The 20559-nt window shown below is 38.3% G+C and carries 19 protein-coding genes and 1 pseudogene; 10 read left to right on the plus strand and 10 right to left on the minus strand.

Translation table 11 applies throughout. The features are described from left to right. Positions 1-14: 14 nt before the first annotated feature. The 4 genes from C9J45_RS06730 to rsmF all read left to right on the plus strand — a co-directional run bounded on the left by C9J45_RS06730 (position 15) and on the right by rsmF (position 7348). A complete protein-coding gene (locus C9J45_RS06730; protein WP_107208138.1) occupies positions 15-1847 on the plus strand; it encodes an ABC transporter ATP-binding protein in 1833 nt (610 codons plus the stop codon). A gap of 117 nt (positions 1848-1964) precedes the next feature. Then, positions 1965-3161 carry a paraquat-inducible protein A gene (locus C9J45_RS06735; RefSeq protein ID WP_107208137.1) on the plus strand — a complete coding sequence of 399 codons (1197 nt, stop codon included), beginning with the start codon at positions 1965-1967 and terminating at the stop codon, positions 3159-3161. Continuing rightward, on the plus strand, positions 3142-5769 hold the full coding sequence (locus C9J45_RS06740) for an MlaD family protein (protein ID WP_107292333.1): 2628 nt from the start codon (positions 3142-3144) through the stop codon (positions 5767-5769). The genes C9J45_RS06735 and C9J45_RS06740 overlap by 20 nt, the downstream gene beginning before the upstream one ends. A 148-nt stretch (positions 5770-5917) precedes the next feature. Further along, complete coding sequence (gene rsmF / locus C9J45_RS06745; protein WP_107208135.1) at positions 5918-7348, plus strand: 16S rRNA (cytosine(1407)-C(5))-methyltransferase RsmF; 1431 nt, start codon at positions 5918-5920, stop codon at positions 7346-7348. Between the two features lie 357 nt (positions 7349-7705). On the opposite strand, the gene C9J45_RS06750 is transcribed toward rsmF, so the two are convergent. Continuing rightward, a complete protein-coding gene (locus C9J45_RS06750) occupies positions 7706-8014 on the minus strand; it encodes a DUF496 family protein (protein WP_105060198.1) in 309 nt (102 codons plus the stop codon). Positions 8015-8531: 517 nt separating this feature from the next. Between C9J45_RS06750 and C9J45_RS06755 the strand changes: the two genes are divergently transcribed. Further along, on the plus strand, positions 8532-8741 hold the full coding sequence (locus tag C9J45_RS06755) for a cold-shock protein (RefSeq protein ID WP_005367915.1): 210 nt from the start codon (positions 8532-8534) through the stop codon (positions 8739-8741). 481 nt (positions 8742-9222) lie between these two features. Beyond that, the gene (locus C9J45_RS06760; RefSeq protein WP_005367917.1) at positions 9223-9432 is read left to right on the plus strand and encodes a cold-shock protein; all 210 of its coding nucleotides are present in this window, start codon (positions 9223-9225) and stop codon (positions 9430-9432) included. Positions 9433-9525: 93 nt separating this feature from the next. On the opposite strand, the gene C9J45_RS06765 is transcribed toward C9J45_RS06760, so the two are convergent. The 3 genes from C9J45_RS06765 to hflX all read right to left on the minus strand — a co-directional run bounded on the left by C9J45_RS06765 (position 9526) and on the right by hflX (position 12326). Then, positions 9526-9987: a GNAT family N-acetyltransferase gene (locus C9J45_RS06765; RefSeq protein ID WP_107208134.1), complete on the minus strand. Its 462-nt coding sequence runs from the start codon at positions 9985-9987 to the stop codon at positions 9526-9528. Positions 9988-10098: 111 nt separating this feature from the next. Continuing rightward, positions 10099-10671, minus strand: a complete 573-nt coding sequence (gene yeiP, locus C9J45_RS06770; RefSeq protein ID WP_107246668.1) for an elongation factor P-like protein YeiP — start codon at positions 10669-10671, stop codon at positions 10099-10101. 311 nt (positions 10672-10982) lie between these two features. Next, a complete protein-coding gene (gene hflX / locus C9J45_RS06775) occupies positions 10983-12326 on the minus strand; it encodes a GTPase HflX (RefSeq protein WP_107208167.1) in 1344 nt (447 codons plus the stop codon). Between the two features lie 478 nt (positions 12327-12804). On the opposite strand from hflX, the gene C9J45_RS06780 reads away from it, so the two are divergent. Beyond that, on the plus strand, positions 12805-14136 hold the full coding sequence (locus C9J45_RS06780) for a hypothetical protein (RefSeq protein ID WP_107292334.1): 1332 nt from the start codon (positions 12805-12807) through the stop codon (positions 14134-14136). Beyond that, entirely contained in the window at positions 14129-14464 is a 336-nt protein-coding gene (locus C9J45_RS06785) for a multidrug efflux SMR transporter (RefSeq protein ID WP_107208131.1), read from the plus strand. The genes C9J45_RS06780 and C9J45_RS06785 overlap by 8 nt, the downstream gene beginning before the upstream one ends. A gap of 117 nt (positions 14465-14581) precedes the next feature. Here C9J45_RS06785 and C9J45_RS06790 read toward each other — a convergent pair whose 3' ends face one another. After that, positions 14582-15184, minus strand: coding sequence for a LysE/ArgO family amino acid transporter (locus C9J45_RS06790; protein WP_107290793.1), 603 nt, complete (start codon positions 15182-15184; stop codon positions 14582-14584). Between the two features lie 393 nt (positions 15185-15577). On the opposite strand from C9J45_RS06790, the gene C9J45_RS06795 reads away from it, so the two are divergent. After that, positions 15578-15868: a hypothetical protein gene (locus C9J45_RS06795; protein ID WP_107208129.1), complete on the plus strand. Its 291-nt coding sequence runs from the start codon at positions 15578-15580 to the stop codon at positions 15866-15868. Between the two features lie 292 nt (positions 15869-16160). On the opposite strand, the gene C9J45_RS06800 is transcribed toward C9J45_RS06795, so the two are convergent. Next, the gene (locus C9J45_RS06800; protein WP_107246676.1) at positions 16161-16478 is read right to left on the minus strand and encodes an antibiotic biosynthesis monooxygenase; all 318 of its coding nucleotides are present in this window, start codon (positions 16476-16478) and stop codon (positions 16161-16163) included. Between the two features lie 186 nt (positions 16479-16664). After that, positions 16665-16964: a DUF3088 family protein gene (locus tag C9J45_RS06805; protein WP_107292335.1), complete on the minus strand. Its 300-nt coding sequence runs from the start codon at positions 16962-16964 to the stop codon at positions 16665-16667. Between the two features lie 15 nt (positions 16965-16979). Here C9J45_RS06805 and C9J45_RS21740 point away from each other — a divergent pair. Continuing rightward, positions 16980-17122 (plus strand): annotated as a pseudogene (locus tag C9J45_RS21740) (phage integrase N-terminal SAM-like domain-containing protein); the annotation flags it as partial. A 189-nt stretch (positions 17123-17311) separates the two neighbouring features. On the opposite strand, the gene C9J45_RS06810 reads toward C9J45_RS21740, so the two are convergent. The 3 genes from C9J45_RS06810 to C9J45_RS06820 form a co-directional block, all read right to left on the minus strand. Next, positions 17312-17695 (minus strand): VOC family protein, encoded by a 384-nt coding sequence (locus C9J45_RS06810; protein WP_107292336.1) that lies wholly within the window; start codon positions 17693-17695, stop codon positions 17312-17314. Between the two features lie 52 nt (positions 17696-17747). After that, positions 17748-18554 (minus strand): DUF6597 domain-containing transcriptional factor, encoded by an 807-nt coding sequence (locus tag C9J45_RS06815; protein WP_107292337.1) that lies wholly within the window; start codon positions 18552-18554, stop codon positions 17748-17750. 503 nt (positions 18555-19057) lie between these two features. Beyond that, positions 19058-20545 (minus strand): hypothetical protein, encoded by a 1488-nt coding sequence (locus C9J45_RS06820; RefSeq protein WP_107292338.1) that lies wholly within the window; start codon positions 20543-20545, stop codon positions 19058-19060. Between the last annotated feature and the right edge of the window lie 14 nt (positions 20546-20559).

The raw sequence follows: 20559 nt of genomic DNA on the forward strand, positions 1-20559 counted from the left end.
ATTCATTCCCCACTATGATTAATTGGTCTTGGCTTTTTATTCAAGCTAAAAAACATCGTCCCCGCCTTATCACCGCGAATATTATTGCTGTTATTGCCACCTTGATTAGCGTACCAATTCCATTACTTATGCCATTAATGGTCGATGAAGTATTACTCCATAAGCCAGCTGAAGGGATCCAATATTTAAACCACCTTCTTCCCGAACAATGGCAATCACCTACTGGCTATATCTTATTAGTGTTATTTTTAGTTGTCTTAATGCGTACCGTAAGCCAAGCATTGAACATTTTACAAAGCCGCCAATTCACGCTTGTATCAAAAGAGATCACCTTTAATTTACGTCAGCATTTATTGGATAAATTAGGGCGTATTAGCATGCGCCAATATGAAGAAAAAGGAAGTGGCGGCATTACTTCGCATCTTGTCACTGATGTTGAGACTATCGATAAGTTTGTCGGAGATACGTTAAGTCGTTTTATTATCGGCTTGCTCACCGTCGTTGGTACTGCTGGCGTTTTATTATGGTTAGATTGGCGACTCGGGCTATTTATTCTCATCATTAACCCTATTGTTGTTTACGCTTCAAAAATGATGGGTAACCGCGTTAAAAACCTCAAGCGTCAAGAAAATCAATCTTATGAAAAATTCCAACAACGTTTAGTCGAAGTATTAGATGGCATATACCAATTGCGCGCATCTAATCGTGAGCGTGAATTTTTAGCTCAACTAAAATCGCACGCAAATGATATACGCCACAGTGCTGATAAGTTTGCATGGCAATCAGAAGCGGCAGGACGCATCTCTTTCTTATTATTCTTGGCGGGTTTTGAAGTATTTCGCGCCGCTGCAATGTTAATGGTGCTTTTCAGTGGCTTATCTATCGGTGAAATGCTGGCTGTCTTTAGTTACTTATGGTTCATGCTTGGGCCTGTACAAGAGTTATTGGGGATTCAATTTTCTTGGTATAGTGCATCTGCGGCCATGCAGCGTTTAAATACGCTGTTAGATTTAGAAGAAGAAGTTCGCCCTACCGCTACCGTTTATCCCTTTAATCACAATGAAGCACTGGATATTAAAGTAAGAAATGTCCGTTTTTCTTATGACAACGATAAACAAGTGCTGCGAGGTTTAAATATTGATATCCCTGCAGGAAAACGTGTTGCTCTTGTAGGTGCATCAGGCGGCGGTAAATCAACCTTAATTCAATTACTGCTTGGCATTTACCAAAAGCAATCAGGTGATATTTTTATTAATGGTCACCCGATTGAGGCGGTCAGTTATGAATCTCTTCGCGAACGTATGGCTGTTGTGCTCCAGCAGCCCGTCTTATTCAACGATACATTACGCCATAACTTAACATTAGGTGGTGAATATACTGATGATGAACTCTGGAATGCGTTAGACATTGCTCAACTTACAGACATGACAGAGCGGTTAACACATGGCCTAGACACTGAAATTGGTCGACAAGGTATTCGTTTATCCGGTGGTCAGCGTCAACGTTTAGCGATTGCCCGTATGATCTTATCTAACCCTGACTTTGTTATTTTAGATGAAGCAACATCAGCGTTAGATACTTCAACAGAAGCTGCACTTCATAAAGCGCTGAATGGTTTTTTAAAAGATAAAACCACCTTAATTGTTGCCCACCGTTTATCTGCCGTTAAACAAGCTGATTTAATCTATGTATTAGAAGATGGATTAGTCAGTCAATCAGGTACACATACTGAGTTAGTGAGCCAACATGGGTTATATCGAACACTTTACGGTTCAATTCAATCACCTAATAATGATGTTGAACAAACAGATCAACAACTTCCAGTAGCAAGAATCGGTACAAAATAATATAGTACCCATCCTTGACGCTCATGGGCTATCATTCACTATGTTTTTACAAACGTGTGAATTTTTATTTCGTGAGCGTTTTTATATCTCGCTCTTTTGCAAAGGAAACAACGTACTATGTCAACGGCCAGACGCTGCCCCGGTTGCAATTTACTCGTGCTCCCTGAGGTGGCTCAACAAGGACACAGTGCTTACTGTCCCCGTTGCCAAACACGTTTATATCGTGGGGGAACAGCAAGATTTAATGCAGAACTGGCGATTGCCGCAGCGGGTTTAATCCTTTTTATTCCAACCATTACTTTACCGTTAATCACAATACGATTATTCGGACAGATGATCCCTGCGACACTTCCATCTGGCGCCATCACACTTTCAGAAAATTTTCCTGGCGTTGCCGCATTAATCTTATTTTGTAGCGTTATTGCCCCGCTATTAGTCATAGGGGCGGTTTTTAGCGCTCAATTTTCCCTTAAATTTCGTCACTTTACTCTATTTAAAGCATCAACATGGGTTCTTCACCATTTAAAGCAATGGGTGATGCTCGATGTTTTTTTAGTTAGTCTCGCCATTGCTTGTTTTAAAGTCCAAGAAGTCGCAGAGATTAATATCGGTCTTGGGCTGTACTGTCTCATTACCTTACAGATATTATTTCTCGTGTTACTGACTCGTATCAGTGTTCGTCGTTATTGGGATGCGTGGCAACCTGAAAATGAGCATATTAGTGATGACTTAGACACACTTTGTACGACCTGTCATTTAACGCAAGAACACCTGACCCATTGCCGCCGCTGTAATAGTCCATTACACGATCGTATTCCACATTCTATTCAAAAAACATGGGCATATTTAATTTCAGCAAGTATTTTTATCTTGCCTGCTAACCTTTATCCCATTTCAATTTTCATGAATAACGGTAAGCGTATTGAAGATACTATCTTTTCAGGTGTTGCTGAGCTCGTCAGAACGGGAATGACAGGTATCGCAGCAATCATCTTTATTGCCAGTATTGTTGTCCCTGTCGCGAAAATTCTAAGTTTGGCTTATATCCTTTTAGCCGTACAGTTCAAACGAAAAACACACCACCTATTACGTATGCGACTATTTCGTGCCGTACACTGGATAGGTAAATGGTCGGTAATGGATCTTTTTGTTATCGCCATCATGGTCACATTAATCGACCGTGGGCAAGTTCTTGATTTCACGCCGGGACCTGGGGCAATTGCCTTTGCCGTCGTGGTAGTATTAACAATGTTAGCAGCAGAAAGTTTAGATTCTCGCCTGATATGGGACAATTATGAACAACGATCCAAATAACGAACAACCCAAAAAGGTGAGAATTCGCCGTGATCGGGGGTTATCACCGCTGTGGCTGTTGCCGCTATTAGCATTAATACTTGCTGGTTGGTTACTGTATAAATCAGTTAACGAAGCCGGTGAACGTATTCAAATCCACTTTAACGATGCCGTGGGTTTAGTCGCTGGAAGAACGACTATTCGTTATCAAGGCCTTGAAGTGGGTATTGTACGTGATATCAGCCTATCAAAAGATCTTAAGAGTATTTACGTTACTGCCGATATCTATCCTGAAGCGGTAAATATTCTTCGTAAAAACACCCGATTCTGGCTAGTCAAACCTAAAGCTTCAATAACCGGTATTTCAGGCCTAGATACCCTTGTTTCTGGTAACTATATTGCGTTATTACCTGGTGATGGACCTGAAGCAACAAAATTTACGGCATTAGAAAACCAACCAGCAGATACCCCATTAGAAGATGGTTTAAAGCTGCAATTAAAAGCACCGAATCTTGGATCAATCAGTATTGGTTCGCAAATTTTCTATAAGAAGATCCCTGTCGGTGAGGTGTTCAATTACACCCTTAGTGATAACAAAAAAGAAGTGATTATTGATGCACTAATCAAACCTAAGTATGCCAACCTCGTTACAAATAAAAGCCGTTTCTGGAATGTCAGTGGCATGCGTGCTGATATCGGTTTCAACGGTGTTGATGTGCAGTTTGAAAGCCTGTCAGCACTAATTGCGGGTGCTATCGCATTTGATTCGCCAGATAAAGGTAAAGCCATTGAAGCAAATCACCAGTTTAAACTCTACCCCGATATCAATACAGCGGGTCGTGGTATTGCTATCACAATAACCTTGCCAGATAACAATGATATTAGCGATTCAGGTTCACCTATCATGTACCGGGGTTTGCAGATCGGTAAAATCACCGATGTAAGCCTTGATGAAAAAACCAATAAAATTATCGCACATGCTGCGATTGAACCTAGCATGCGTGAATACTTAAATAGCGGCTCTCGTTTATTACTCGAAGAAGCTGAAGTATCACTAAACGGTGTTAAAAATATCGGCAATCTGGTACGAGGCAATTTCTTACGTTTAATACCGGGTAAAGGCGAAACTTCACGTCAATTTACAGCTATTACCCGTGACACATTAGAAGAGCAACAACCCGGTGTAGCAACCTTCAAACTGTATGCTGATAAAAGCTTTGGTATTAAACGTGGCACCAAATTACGCTTTAAGGGATTAGATGTCGGGCGAATCACTAACGTTGAATTAACCGGTGAGCGTGTAAGCTTTGATGTCTTAGTTCAACCTGAGTACACCCATTTGATCAGAAGTGGTAGTCGATTCTTCGTTGATGGTGGTGTCGATGCCAGCATTTCGAGCAAAGGTATTGATGTTTCTATTCCGCCAGCCGATCAATTAATCAGCAGTGCGATTAGCTTCACTTCTATCGGTAGCAAAAAAATAAACAAAAGCTACACCCTATTTAAAAACCGAAGTCTTGCCGATCTTGCGGATGAAAAACTGAAAGGCTATAGCAGCATTAGTTTATTTGCTGAAAAGTTACCCCCCGTATCTGAAGGTAGTCCAGTACTTTACCGTAACTTACAAGTAGGTGAAGTGAGTGACTTTGCTTTGAAAGATAACGGTGTGAGCATTAAATTAAATATCGAGAAAAAATACCGTCATTTGATCACTAACCACACCGTATTCTGGAACCGTTCAGGTATCGAAGTAGAAGCAGGATTAAATGGTATTAAATTAGTGACCGATCCCCTATCCACGCTTATCAAAGGCGGGATTGCTTTTGATAACATGAAGCAAGTGACTAACCGTATCGGATCTAAATACAAGCTTTACCCAAGCTTAAGTTCAGCGCAACATTTTGGACAGCTGATAACTTTAACAGCCGATGATGCACGATCTGTCTCTAACAATACTGAGATCAAGTTCCAAGGCGTAACCATTGGTAAAATCATTAACATCGAACCAGATTTTCATACAAACAACGTGAAAATACAGGCCCGTTTATATCCGAAATACGCTCAAAAAATCGCAAAGTCAGATAGCTACTTTTGGGTGGTTAAACCAAAGATCAGCTTAAGTGGTAGTGAAAACTTGGATTCGTTGCTGAGCTCTTACATTGCTGTTCAACCTGGGAAAGGCTATTTTGCTGATACCTTTAAGCTTGGTTCGGCAGAGTTGTTTGATTCCCGCGTCACGATAGTATTAGAAAGTGAAGAGCGTGATTCAATTAGCGAAGGTACACCATTGCTCTACCGTGATATTCAAGTTGGACAAGTGGTTAACGTTTCACTCGGTGACTTAGCCGACCGTGTTATCATAAAAGCCCAACTTGAAAAGCAATACCGCCATTTAGTGCGAAAAAACACTGTATTTTGGAACACCTCAGGTGTGAATGTTGATATCGGTATTACAGGTGCCAACATAAAAGCAGGTACATTTGATAGCCTATTACGTGGCGGAATTGCCTTTGCAACCCCCGAAAAGCAACCACTTGAACCACAAGTTAAAGCAGGAACACACTTCTTACTACATAAAGAAGCAAACCCTAAATGGTTAGCATGGCGTACTGCAATTCCTGAGAGTTAACAGCTAAAATCAAACAAAATAAAGAGCACTTCGGTGCTCTTTTTTATTCAGAAAAAACCTTTATTACGCTTTGTATTAGCAAAAACTGCAATTCATACCAATCTGTTATAAAATCAGCCTCATTAGCTAGTTAATAGAGATCCTTCCTTTGCATCCGAATATTCACATCCCTGACGCATTTATCGATTTAATCAAGCAAACCATGCCTGAGCATTTAGATATCGATGAATTTATTGCTTGTTGTAAAACACCTCTTCGTCGCAGCATTCGCGTCAATACACTTAAAATTAGTGTTGAGGATTTCTTAGCGCGTGTTGCAAATCGTGGTTGGACATTAACGCCGGTTCCTTGGTGTGATACTGGCTTTTGGATTGAACGAGAAGACGAAGATACTGTTTCTCTTGGTAATACCGCAGAGCACATGGCAGGACTTTTCTATATTCAAGAAGCCAGTTCGATGATGCCAGTAACCGCATTGCTTAAAGATAACGACGCATTAGACTGTGTATTAGATATGGCATCAGCGCCAGGTTCTAAAACCACCCAAATTGCATCTGCAATGCAAAACCGTGGCGCACTGGTTGCCAACGAGTTAGCCGCGAGCCGAATTAAAGTACTCCATTCAAACTTACAACGTTGTGGTGTTCACAATGCAGCACTGACCCATTTTGATGGCTGTGTATTTGGCACATGGGCACCAGAATCTTTTGATTCGATCTTATTGGATGCGCCATGTTCTGGTGAGGGTGCAATTCGTAAAGATGAAGATGCTATGGCTAATTGGAGCCTAGCTTCTATTGATGAAATTGCCGAAGTACAACGCAACCTTATTGTAAGTGCATTCCAAGCTCTGAAAACTGGCGGGGTTATGGTGTATTCAACATGCACATTAAACCAAAGTGAAAACCAAGACGTTTGTCATTTCCTAAAAGAAAAATTTGGTGATGCTGTTCAATTTGAATCGCTAAACGATCTGTTCGATGGTGCAGAAAAGTCACTCACAGAAGATGGTTTCCTACACGTTTACCCTCAGATCTTTGATAGCGAAGGTTTCTTTGTCGCACGTATTCGTAAGCTGGCACCTGTTGAAACCGATAGCGTAAAAAAGCGGATGGGGAAATTCCCGTTTGCTCAGCTTAAAGACAAAGAGCAACAAGAGATAGCCCAACAGTTAAAACAAGATTTAGATATTACCTTACCTGAGCAACATGATGTCTGGTTACGTGATAAAGAAGTTTGGCTTTTCCCTTCTCAGCTACGTACTTTAATTGGTGAAATCCGTTTCCAACGTATTGGTATTAAGCTCGCAGAACAGCACAAGAAAGGCTATCGCTGGCAACATGAAGCGGTAATGACACTGGCAACAGGCAAAGAATCTATCGCTATTGAACTTAATGTTGAACAAGCTAAAGAATGGTTCATGGGACGCGATATTCGCCCAGGAATACCAGCAGGCAAAGGTGAAGTGATTGTTACTTACCGTGATTACCCTATTGGTATTGGTAAATGGGTGAGCAACCGTATCAAAAATGGCTTACCTCGTGAATTAGTTCGTGATACTAACCTATTTGATATTTAAGGTAAAAATATCGTTAGCATCAAAAAGTATAGTTAATGATGACTTTATTAAATGCAATAACTGGAAAATAAACATTATTCAACTAACATTGAAAGTGTAATCATACTCCATTTACTAACCAGTTAGCGCAAGGCTCTTACGAGAGCCATTCCCCTAAGCCCGAAACAGGAATCGTTTCGGGCTATTTTTTGCCTTAAGTAATATTTCCAATCAGCGCTAAAACTTAAAAGCCCAGCGCTATAGATATTGTTATTACTTGCGATAGATATAAAAAAACCGAGCATTACGCTCGGTTTAATTTAACTAATATAAGCATGCTATGTCTTTTGCACACTCTCAACTTTCTAGTGCTGAGAATTAGTGTTTATGTGCAATTTCAGCTTTTTTCAGCTCTTTTACTGCTTTGCTTACTTCACGACGCTCTTTCGAAAGCTCTGCACTGATGATGATATGATCATCAACACGATCTTCGTAGTCACCTTTCATGTTTTCAACAATTTCAACGATTTGATCGTGGCTCATATCGGCCTTAATGTAATCCATCAAGTTCTCTAACAACTCAACACGCTTGCGGTTATCACGAATTTTACGATCGTTGTCTAGGATTTCGCGTTTAAGTTTGTTTTTACGACGTGTTTGACGAACGAGTTCAAGGATGTTGTTCATGTGTAGTCCTTAGTCTGAAAATAAAACCTTGTGAAACTGATTTAATGCAAGGGATAGAAATAATGCACTTCCTAGTACATAACCGTCGAGTCTCAGTTTATTACTGAAATCGTTATATCAGAAAGTCATTCGTAAACTCAAGCAATACTCATGATTAAATGCTCAATGATGATTCTATGAGCATCAACTTATGTTTCTCGCTTAAATATCACACAAAAAGCTCAACAAATTTTTGATATATCACAATAAACACCCTATTTTAATTAATAATTATGACAATTAGACAATATATGTAATCTGTAATAACAAAATGGCATCTTTTGTGAAATCCACCACAAAAAAAGCCTTCCTGTATTTGCAAATGGCATATCAGCACCTACTCTTGAAATAGACCAGTACTCGTTTACAACAATGCAATCTGGACAAGGATAGCTTCCTCGAAGTGTTCAAGCTCAAATAGCGTAGTAACCCGATATTGGCGACACAGTGTTTGATGTAAAGTTTATCAGGAGAAAACATGTCAAAAGCAACAGGTACCGTTAAGTGGTTTAACGAAGAGAAAGGTTTTGGTTTTATCACTCAGGATAACGGCGGTGCTGACGTATTTGTACACTTCCGTGCGATTACTGGCGATGGCTTCAAAACCCTAACTGAAGGACAAAAAGTTTCTTACGAAACAGAGCAAGGTCCTAAAGGTCTACAAGCTGCAAATGTTGAAAAAGCATAATTATTTGCTTATCTAACGTTACGTTAGTTCACATAGCACTTGATAAAAGGGTCGTCACGGCCCTTTTTTTATCCATAATTAATATTCCCACCCTACCGCCTCACATTCACAATCGACTGCATAAAAGTGATTTACCAGTTAAAAATGCAAGATTAGAGCACACTTATAGATATTGATAGACCTGTTATTATTAAAATTCCTGATAAGAATTAACCAGCCTGATTAATAAGACACCTATTTCATAATATTCTTTGCTTTTTTTTTGTAATGCGGCTCACATTATAACGCGATAAATAAGTAACTCACTTGCTCTTTAAAATCGAAAATGGCTTAATATCAGCGTCCTATATAACAGGGCTATTTATGAAAAAAAGTGAAAGAAAAACTTCGTTACACTGTTCAAACGTACACAGTTGTCCTGAAGCGCTTCAATATTCTTTTGTACATAAGTAACACATTAATTTATTTCAGGAGACATCACATGTCTAAAGCAACTGGTATCGTTAAGTGGTTCAACGATGAGAAAGGTTTCGGTTTCATCACTCAAGATAATGGCGGCGCTGACGTATTCGTTCACTTCCGTGCTATCGCTGGTGAAGGCTTCAAATCTCTAGCAGAAGGTCAAAAAGTTTCTTTTGACGTTGAGCAAGGCCAAAAAGGTCCTCAAGCTGCTAACGTTGAGCGCATCTAATCTACAACGAACAGTTGAAGAAGTAAGGGTATCTTTGGATGCCCTTTTTTATTTCCGTAGAAAATGATATCAAGCGACTTAAACAATATATGCCTACTCTTTACGATTTAAGCACATCTTAATTCTTGGTGAGCCACAACCAAAATAATCGTCTTCTTGCCCTATCTCTACAAAGCCTAGTCTCTGATATAGCTTTATTGCCGTGTTCTTCGGATGCACAGTCAATAAAATTCGATTGTAATCAGCTAGCAGCGCTAATGCCTTATTCAACAACGCTTTTCCAACACCTTTCCCTTGCACCTTATTCGCAACCGCAATACCTAATACCCACGCATCGCTCTGCGTTTCTGTTTGTCTATTAAAGCTTGGGCTTGCGAGTACATAGCCTACTACATGTTCACATTCTGAAATGGCAACCAATAATCCACTTGGCCAACAATCATATGCCTGACGAAATAAAAAATCAGGATAACAATGCTTGCCAAATAGCTCACGCTCTAATTGGTATATCGCGGCAAGATCTGATTTTTCTGCTTGTCGTATTTGATATAGCACTATCCATTGCTCCGTGACGTCATGCAGCCAATAAAAAACCAGCCCATCGGCTTAACAAAAAGCTAGCAAGATGAAGGCTGGTTTTATCCAGTATAGATTATAAGTAACCTATTACTTGTCAGCGCGGCTCATGAACTTTTGCTCAGCCGTGTTAACTTTAATTTTTTCGCCATTCGCGATGTATTCTGGAACTTGAACCACTAGACCAGTTGAAAGTGTCGCTGGCTTAGTACGAGCACTTGCAGAAGCACCTTTGATTGATGGATCAGTTTCAACGATAGTTAGTTCAACTGTCGCTGGAAGTTCGATAGCAACAGGCGCGCCATCAACAGTAAGAACTTCGATACCTTTCGTATCTTCAGTGATGAATAGTAGTTCTTCTGCGATTGCTTCTTTGTTGAATGTGTATGGTGTGTAATCTTCATCATCCATAAACACATACTCTTCACCATCGATGTAAGAGAATGATGCTTTTGTACGACGGAAATCAGCTAAGTTAACCATTTCATCAGCTTTGAAGCTTACGTCTGATTTAGTACCAGTAGCTACATCATAAATACGCATTCTGTAAAGACTTGCGCCAGCACGACCACTAGGCGTTAGCTTACTAATTTCTTTAACAAGACCTACTTTACCGTTGATTTCAACAGCAGCAAATTTTTTAATGTCACTAGCCTTTGGCATGATCATAATTCCAAATAAAAATAGTGGTGAGAAATTACACCAAGATACAGATTTATAGCAAGTGTTATAGTAGTACAAACACTAATTTTTTGCGTTTACTCCCTAAGCTTGTTCAAAGCTTAAACAACCATAAACACTTTGCATAAAAAACCACGGTTTATCTGCTTTTGATATCCCATCCAACATTTGTGACAAAGGCTCAACCAACTGATTTCAAACATCAATCTAGAACTTTAATCCATCGTTATAAACAAGCAAACACACACAGCTATTTGCTCACTCAATAAAGTTTCTATATAAAGCTACATATGTCACTTTTGATATTCAGACATCCGTTTTTTCAAGCGTGCGAGTTCAATCTCATTAGAGCGAACAGTCAGCTTAATATGGTCATATTCATATTCTTCTTTCGTTACACTCATCACCGAACGAATATCCCCCATCAGCCCTTTTGCGGTATAAGGCACAATGATTTCTTCTTCTATCATCTCGTGTTGAGCTACATCGACAACGTATTGATGAAGTTTGGTAATATCTAGTGGATTACGGGTTGACGTCATCATAGCATCAGGAAATTCAGCCATTAATGCCTGTTGCTGATCAACACTTAATTGATCTGATTTATTCAGCACTAATAGTTTTTTTATACCATCAACACCCACTTCTTTTAGCACTTCATGAACAACGTCTAATTGAGAACGGAATGACACATCAGATGCATCAACCACATACAATAATAGGGAAGCGTCATGAGCTTCAGCCAAGGTTGAATGGAAAGATGCCACCAAATCGTGCGGTAATTTTTTAATAAAACCAACCGTATCTGATACTAAAATACGCGGTTGTGTTTCTGGTTTTAAGGCGCGAACAGTGGTATCTAGCGTAGCAAATAATTTATTTTCGCCTTCAACATCACTACCTGTTAATGCTCGCATCATAGACGACTTACCCGCATTGGTATAGCCAACTAACGCCACACAAAAAAGCTCTGAACGTTGAGTTCGACGCCCTTTCATTTCATCTTGAACGCTGACTAATTCACGGCGCAATTCCGCCAATTGATCGCGAATTTTACGACGATCAAGCTCTAGCGTTGTTTCACCCGCACCTTTACCCATTTGTCGCTCTTTATTACCGCTGGTGGATTCGCGTAAACGTGGCGCTAAATAATTAAGACGAGCAATTTCAACCTGTAGTCGTGCCGTTCGTGTACGAGCATGACGGCTAAATATCTCAATAATGATGCCTGTGCGATCAAACACTTCAACGCCTAATTGATTTTCCACATTACGTAATTGAGATGGGCTTAAATCACAGTCAAACACCACAACATCGGCAAGTACGCTGGGTAAATCATCGAGTGACACATCTATAAAATCAATGTCATCAAGAGGATCATCTTCACCATCGTCTTCAATAACACCAAGGTTTCCAGTTAACTGCGCGATCTCAGCCATTTTACCAGAACCAAGTACACTCATTTTTTTTGTTGAGCTTAGTTTTTGAGACTGTGTGCCAACAACTTTAAAGCCTAATGTCGTCACTAGGCGTGCTAATTCTTCTAATGAACTTTTTGCTTCATCGCCTTTAAATTGCGGCGTTTGGATTGAAATTAGTAATGCGTTGTTTTTTAACGGTTTTTGTGTTAATTGCATACTGAATGCTAATGCACTAACGTGCACCCTATCTTTATAATTACCTTCATCCTACGCTCTTATAGTCAGGCTTTATACAAGAAAAGATATTATTATTTAACATTCTTTCTATTTATTATTACGATAATAAAGATGTTGCTCTCTGTTTAAAGGTTCTAACGATTTATTTTAAATACCACCACGATATGTCATCGCATTTACCTAAGTATCCAGAATAAATTTAAATGATATATTGATGAATTATAAAAATATTATTTAAATACAACGTGACTTATTATGTAACAACTTACAATATTAGATTATATTATTGAATCACATAAGTAATATAAAACAATACCTTGATTAACATTCAACCATGTAATAATATCCGCGCCTTCGTTTTGAATATATCAATTAGTTTTAGAAAGTATCTTACTTTTAGCTTTATCTAATAGTTCTATTAGAACGCTAGATCACAAATAAAAAATTACGGTTCTTCATGTTACAAATAGCGATGCTACTTTTCGGTGCACCTTTCGTAAAAAGTAAAATATTTCATCTGTTAGGATTCAGCACCCTTTGGGGATTTGCTGGCCTTCTCATCTTCATTGATGGCCTTGACGGAAAAGTATTTGATTCCTTCAGTTACTTTCTTTTACTTGAAAGCTTAACAACTTTAATCGTAGCGCCTAGCGGATTGGGGTTGCACCGTAACATCCTTATTTTAAAAGGATTAATATTCCTTTGTTGCGCAATTTCGGCACTCGTAAATATCAAATTTAGCAATATTTTATTATCTGCGACTTTTGGTTTAACTTATATTTCTGTTGGTATTTTTAATATTGCATCCGCTTGGGTTGTTCGTTTTGCTCATTGGAAAAGAGCTATCGTGTGGGGATGTATTCAAATCTTTTATTCTATTTTCCTATTACAAAATTATAATTATGTTATTTCTTACTTTCTTGGGTTTATTATGATCACAGGAAGTATTCGAAGTATCATTGTTCTAATGAAGGTTAGTTCATTAAAATACAACAGCCCTATTTTTCAATTATTAAATAATAGTGGAAATGAATATATATCCACAACTGACAGCGTATATTCGATAAATAGCACAGAAAATAGAAATAATACGCAACCGTTAACAATACATATATGGACACCAGAGGGGTCAGCAGAAAACCCACATGTTCCTCGCCCCATTATTAATCGTTACATTGCAGCTACAGATGTAAACGGGGTTATTTCTACCGGTCATGCCGCATTAGAAGCAGGATTTGAGTGTTATATTAGTTTATATCCATCAGAAGATATTGATCGCTCACCTTCTGAGTTTATTCGCACTCTAAAAGCGACTCCTGAAAATAATGTGCTTGGCCGTTACCTACCGGATTACAAAACCGAAGCCGCTGAATGGTGTGAATCAAATGTTAAAATAGAATTTATTCAATATAACGCACTAACATTAAAGCAGTTCTGGCATCATTGTTATAAAAATCCTATTTATAATTTAACCTCCAATAACTGTTCAAGTAATACCGCTTATGCACTAGAAGCGGCATTAGACGGTGTCTTGTATAAAAAAAGCAGCAGTATATTCACACTTTTAAAACTGTTGTGCAGCCCTGAGTTATGGCTTGCAGCTCAAATTCGACATCGTGCAATGATGATGGCATGGACACCTGGTTTAACGATGGATTATAGCCGCGTGTTACACAGCATTGTTCAACCAGCTTCATTACCTTGGTATCAACGGTTATCACTTAAATATTCTTTGCAGCAAGCAATCAGACGCACACAAAACAATTTAGCGAGTAATTTTTATGACTAATGTATACCTGATACTCTTTATTTCTATAATTGCTGAAACACTTGCAACAACCATGATGAAAGCATCTGAAGGCTTTACCCGACTCGCTCCCAGCCTTGTTGTACTAGTTGGTTACGCGATCTCATTTTATGGGCTTTCTCAAGTCGTTAAAATCATGAATGTCGGCATCGCTTATGCACTTTGGGCAGGGATCGGTATCTTTTTAGTCTCTACACTGTCTTATTTTGTATATCAGCAAAAGCTCGATTTTCCAGCCTTGCTTGGGTTAATCCTTATTGCCGCAGGCATCATCACGATTCAACTTTTTTCAAAATCTGTCATGCATTAATAAACACATAAGCCATCAGTTCTGCAGCCATAACAAGTGTGGGCTGATATGGATCGTTGATACCCGACCATTATTCCCATTGCTGTTCTCGGTGTAATTTGAATCACTCTAACCGACTCAAATACCGAGAGCCAACGATGCTGCAATAGATAACATAATTACCCCTACCAGTATTTCTAACACCTTCCATGCTTTAGGCTGCTGAAATAATGGAGCTAATAAACGCGATCCATAGCCCAGTGAAAAGAAAAACACAAAAGATGCCGTGATAGCACCCAGCGCGAATTGCCACTCATAAGGTTGATATTGGGTAGAAATAGAGCCAAGTAGCACGACTGTATCTAAATACACATGTGGGTTTAACCACGTAAAAGCCAAACAAGTCAGTATCGTTTTTAATAATGAACCTGATGTTCTTTGATCAATAAGCAAAGCATGATCCGTCATCAATGCCGATTTAAAACTCAACAGCCCATAAACCGTTAAGAAAATTGCGCCACCGTAACGCGCCACAGTTTCAATATCTGGATACTTACTGACAATAACGCCAAAGCCTGCGACACCAAAGCTAATCAATAATGCATCTGACAACGCACAAACAATACAGATGATAAACACGTATTGATTCTTAAGTCCTTGTTTCAATACAAACGCATTTTGAGAGCCAATTGCCAGTATTAAAGATAAGCCAAGCGAAAAGCCAGCAAGAAAGATAGTCATTACAGCACATCCATGTAAAAAGTGACGAGTATTAGGTTAATACTATTTATCTACGTAAGTTACAAAGTAGTTAATAATTCAGCAATGAATGACCACTTTACTCATAATTAACAGCGATAATCACCTTTCAATTATACCCAAAAAGAAAGATGTATACTTTTCATACAGAAATACATGCAAAAACACGCCTCTCTGGTTTTGTTCTTCAAAAACTCTAATTCACTATTTATTGATAATAATCAAGATATTAGTTAATCCCGTAATAATCCATAACAAACTTAACAACAATTAATTATCGTTTTACGATAATTTTTTATTTATTTAGTTTTGTTTTATAGCTATATTAGCAACCGAACCAACGCACAATATTCATTAAATTATTAGAGGTATATAATGAAAAAAGTATTACTATTACTAGCACTTAGCTCTGTTTCTGTTTTCGCACATGCAGCTCCAGCTAAACATTCTGAGCAAATGCTGGCACAAGTAGATAGCATTACCATTTATTCGGGTGACAATGTTGATAGCCAAAAACAAGCGGTTAAAACAATCAATAAAGCACTTGTACCAAACTTTGAAAAATGTGCAGTTTACTTACCGAAAGGTGCCTCAAAAGCAAGTACAACTATCACCCTAACTCGCGATGCTAATGGTAAAATGTCGCTTGATTGTGCAGGCCAATAACCCCTGATACAAATTTAATACCGACCTGATGTAGGTCGGTATTTTTTTTATAAGTGTCTTTACCTAATAAATAATTAGGGTAATGGTGAATTAGCTGAATTGATAACTCATGTGAAGACATAATGTGTTAGGACGTTACTCTATTTAGACCAGTAGATATTTATTAGGGCAAGTAAGGCTATGTTCGATTTTCAGCAACACCCTTTATAATATTCACAATATTTACTTATATAAGGGAGGCTTGTTCAACACTTCGGATAGGTGTCGGCTACGCGACACATATCCTTATTTGTTATATGCCATAGTCTCGTTCTACCTTTGAAATACGAACCTTAAATGACTCGTACCATAATTTACGACCGTATTTTTGAGCCTCTTGGTGCTCAGTATTCGCCTTCCAGTTTTTAATAGACTCCAAATCAAGCCAGTAAGAAACTGTAATACCTAGATCTTCTCTTGCTGACTCTGCACCTAAATAGCCTGGTTGCTGTGCAGCAAGCTCAATCATCCTATTTGCAATTTCGCCATAACCATTATCACCCGCAGTACGAACTGAAGTAAAAATAACAGCATAGTATGGTGGTTTTGGGGTATTCACTAAAAGAGTCATCAATTATCCTTGGCATATAACGTCTTGTTAGTTGCTTATTTCAATAAATAATGGTTACTTTCCCAGACACCATTATCTAAAAGTTATCCTGACTTAAAATTGTTAGCTAAAATATTCGACGAAGGAACCAAAATTTAACTGTTTTAAGTCCTTTTTTATTTTCTAGTTAAGCTTACTTTACCCTCACTATGGGTGTACCGCAGCCCCACTAAATTCTCTTGCTAAATAATTAATAATTTCTGTTGGTTCAGTGATCGTCTTATTATTTTCAAGTATGAGTACAGGAAGCCATTGGTTTTCTTCACCCAATATATTCACTACTTCCTTTCTTGGTTTTGGAAACGCTATACGGCGAACTTCCACCATATCTTCCCAGTGCGTATTTACTGATAATGCACCTTCAATAAGTGCACAGTGTGAACAGATCCACATTTTCCCGGGACCATCTTCAAATGGCATGTTTAAAATAAATAATTTCGGCTTCATCAATGACTACTCTATGTTTTTGAACAATACCTTACTCATCTCACCTTGCAAGGTAAACGTCCCGCTACGATTGAAACTTATAGTCGTGCTCTACGTCGCATTAACATCAACTGGGTAAATAGCCAGACACCTTAACTACCGACGATCTGAAACGATATTTACACAACAGATCAAAACACATTCATGAAGTACCCATGATAATTGTTCGAAATGGCATCCACGCTTCAGAATTAAAAAAGGTTTTATTATAAATTAGAGTGTTACAATCACTGATTCACACCAAGGAGAGGTGTCGGCTATCGGTACATATCTCTTATTTGTTCTATTTTTAACGCATTATCTGTAGGTTACAAATGTTGAACGACGTCAATACTTAAACCTGCAGGATCTTGAATCATAAAATGTACTTGCCCCCATTCTTCTTCTTTTAAAGCCATTATAAGGTTGAGATCCATTTGCTTAGCTTCGGCATACGCAAAGGTAGCATCCTTGACTTCAAGCGAAATAACATACCCCTTAGAAGACATTATAGGATGAAGAAATTCAGGTTGGCTTGCGACGTTTGGCAATAGAAAACCAAGCTGGATATTATTATTAGGCGAGACCAAATGAAGGTAAAAATTTGAATCATAGAATACGGCGTTAAATCCAAAAGCGGTCTCATAAAACTGCTTTACTACCTCTAAATCACTCGTCACCATTACGGGGAACATAGCATCAACGTCTATCATTTTATTTACTCCTGAGATTAGATTATTAAAACAATATTATTATTCATTTAATTCAATCTGCCTTGTACAAAGCGGACATAGTCCTAAACTCGCTGGGAGTAACACCAGATATATTTTTAAATTCTCGATTAAAGTGCGGTTGGTCATAATAATAATACGCCCATACATCGACGAAACTCTCCATATTCATCGCACGTAATATTTTCTGAAAACGAAAAACCTTAGTGAATTCTCTAGGCGAAAGTCCTAAATATTGTGAAGTTAATCGACGAAGGTGCCGAGCTGATATACCAAATTCAGAACACTGTTTATTAGACAAATCAATACTAGATGTAATGCTTCGATCACAATACAAAATAAAGCGTATTAATCTACGATCAACTTCGCTAGAACCTATATTACCAAGTAATATTTGAGAAATAATTTCGCAACGTCTTTGAAATGACATTGCCTGATAAGCGTTATTGTATAAAGCACTTAATAAATGTTTGGGTAATAGGTCACTGATGATTGTTACATTCTCGTCATTACTCCATTGACTCAAAGGAGCCTGGATTATTCCTTGATGCCCTAATATACGAAACCGAATACCAAAATATGAAACAGGCCCTGTCATCTCAAATACTTTAGCCGAGCAGAATGGTGTTACAACAAAGGCGTCTTCAGGAAAAGTAAGATTAATTATGATGTCGACACAATTATCAGGGAGACTACGATAAAAATACTGACCATCAGGTACATTAAGTTGCCAAAACTCCTGCACCCAATTACTTAACGGTGGTATTGGTTTGAAAGTAATATAATAATTTGGATTATTTACACGACCTTGCAAGGAGTCATCATTAATGTTTATCAGCATAATTGAATATCCGCCTCTTAGAGAGTATAGGAAAAATATAGCGCGCTCATAACGGGCATCTTTAACAGCTAACCTACTGATTTATATAGACTAGTGCAACCTATAACTTTTAGTTCCTTTTCAGGGTTAAATCAGCTAAAAATATAGTAAAGCCAACACAAAACACGCTATAGTTTTTAGCATGTAAAACTGTGGCCAGTATTTGTTGACCACTACAATTGAAGGTTCAATAACTTGATTAAGTATAGAAGCTCGATATAAGTTTAAACTGCGATTACTTAGCTTCAGGTTGAAACAAGTTATATTCGGATATTTGCTGCTCAGCAATACTTCTTAAGTTTCAGGTAAGAAACTTAAGCAAAGATGGAGATACTCTTGTTCAAAAAGTGTTGATTGAACACAAAGAAAGTAAGAAATGTATGTATTCTTATTAATACAAATTGAATATAAAAGCCACAAGCTTTCCATGAAAGCCTGTAGCTTTAATTCATTCTTTTATCACGCTAATAACTCAAGCCTAGCTCTTTAATGATAGTTTCTGAACGCTCGATACTGACAGTAATGCGCGATTCTAAACGTCCCATAATAAACTCATGGCGTTCTGCTTCATTAACACCAAACATGTCTAGTTTATCTAACATAAACACGACAAAAAGAGAGCCTAAACCAGAAAGTAATCCTGTCAATACCATACTGATAGTGCCAGCAAACGGAATCGCCCCTAATGCAGTAGCAATGGCTTCCCCTGCCATAATACCGCCAGTGATCACTAAACCCGTGGCTAAGATTTTAGTTGCTTCATGGGCTGCTTGTTTTGCTGTCATTCCTTCGGGTGGAAATATTAATGTTTTTAAAGCTTTGGTTAATGACATAAAGCCTTCACGGATAATACGCACCATGTTTTTTCCTGTGCGTACAAACATGTTCAGCAATGCGGTAATGATTGAACTTAAAAAGCCTGACAACGCCCCTGCTGCAAACGCTTGAGCCACATTCTTCCATTTTGAAAGCAGTTTGTTTTTGATGTTATTAAGCCGAGAGATCAATGCATCCACCCACGACATTTCCAGTGCGTTACCTTTGAAACTATTATTAAATATATCTTTTACTTCTATGAAGGTGGCAGAAATAAACTCAGATAACAAAGCACCTAATGCTTGTTGTAAACCTTGTTGGCTACCCGCTTTTACACCATCTACCGCACCACGTTTAGCAACAAAAACGGTTTTACCAACAGGATTTGACGGTACATATTTCTCCGCGGCTTTTTCTGCTCTTGTATGTGCAGCGTTAGTGCGTCTTTTATCGGCTTGTTCATTGGTTTCTGAGAACTCTTTAAGACCTTTTTCACCTTTAGATCGGTTTAAACTGTTATGGGTAAATTCATGATTATCAGGATCAGCTGCAAATTGGCGTTTCTCAACATCCGATAACATATATGCCCCACTTTCATGAAAGGCTTTTAGCGATTTAACATGGTCTAAGTCCATCTCAGATGCATCGTGATATTGACCTGTATACGTGTCTTTAATCTGCCCCTGCTCGTTAGTCGATTGCAGCTTTATTTTTTTCCGTTGTGTATCAAACGATACACCTTCACCACCAGAACTCTTTGGTGATTTGGTGTAATCATTACGATTGTATTTAAAATTACGATCGACATTTTCTAAGTCAGCACGACTTAAATTAAGTGGGCTTAGCAGTTGATTGATCAAAACGTCTTTACTTGATTCAAACAATACATCGTATTTTTCTTTATTAAAATCACTATCTAGCATCTTTAATGATGCTTTTACTTCTGCTTCAGAGACATTAAGATCGTAGATCGGCGCTTTTTCTAACAGCGCATTATCAATAAACTCTTGATCAACCTGACGGGCTAACATCTGTTGCGATACTTCAGAATTTGCCAGTTCTTTAATATGGCTTTTCTCGGCATAATTACTGCGAAGTTGCTGTCTTTTCTTAAAGCGTTCCGATCTACTACTCATTTGTTACTGCCCTG

Source organism: Photobacterium sp. GB-1, from assembly GCF_003026165.1.
GTDB lineage: Bacteria > Pseudomonadota > Gammaproteobacteria > Enterobacterales > Vibrionaceae > Photobacterium.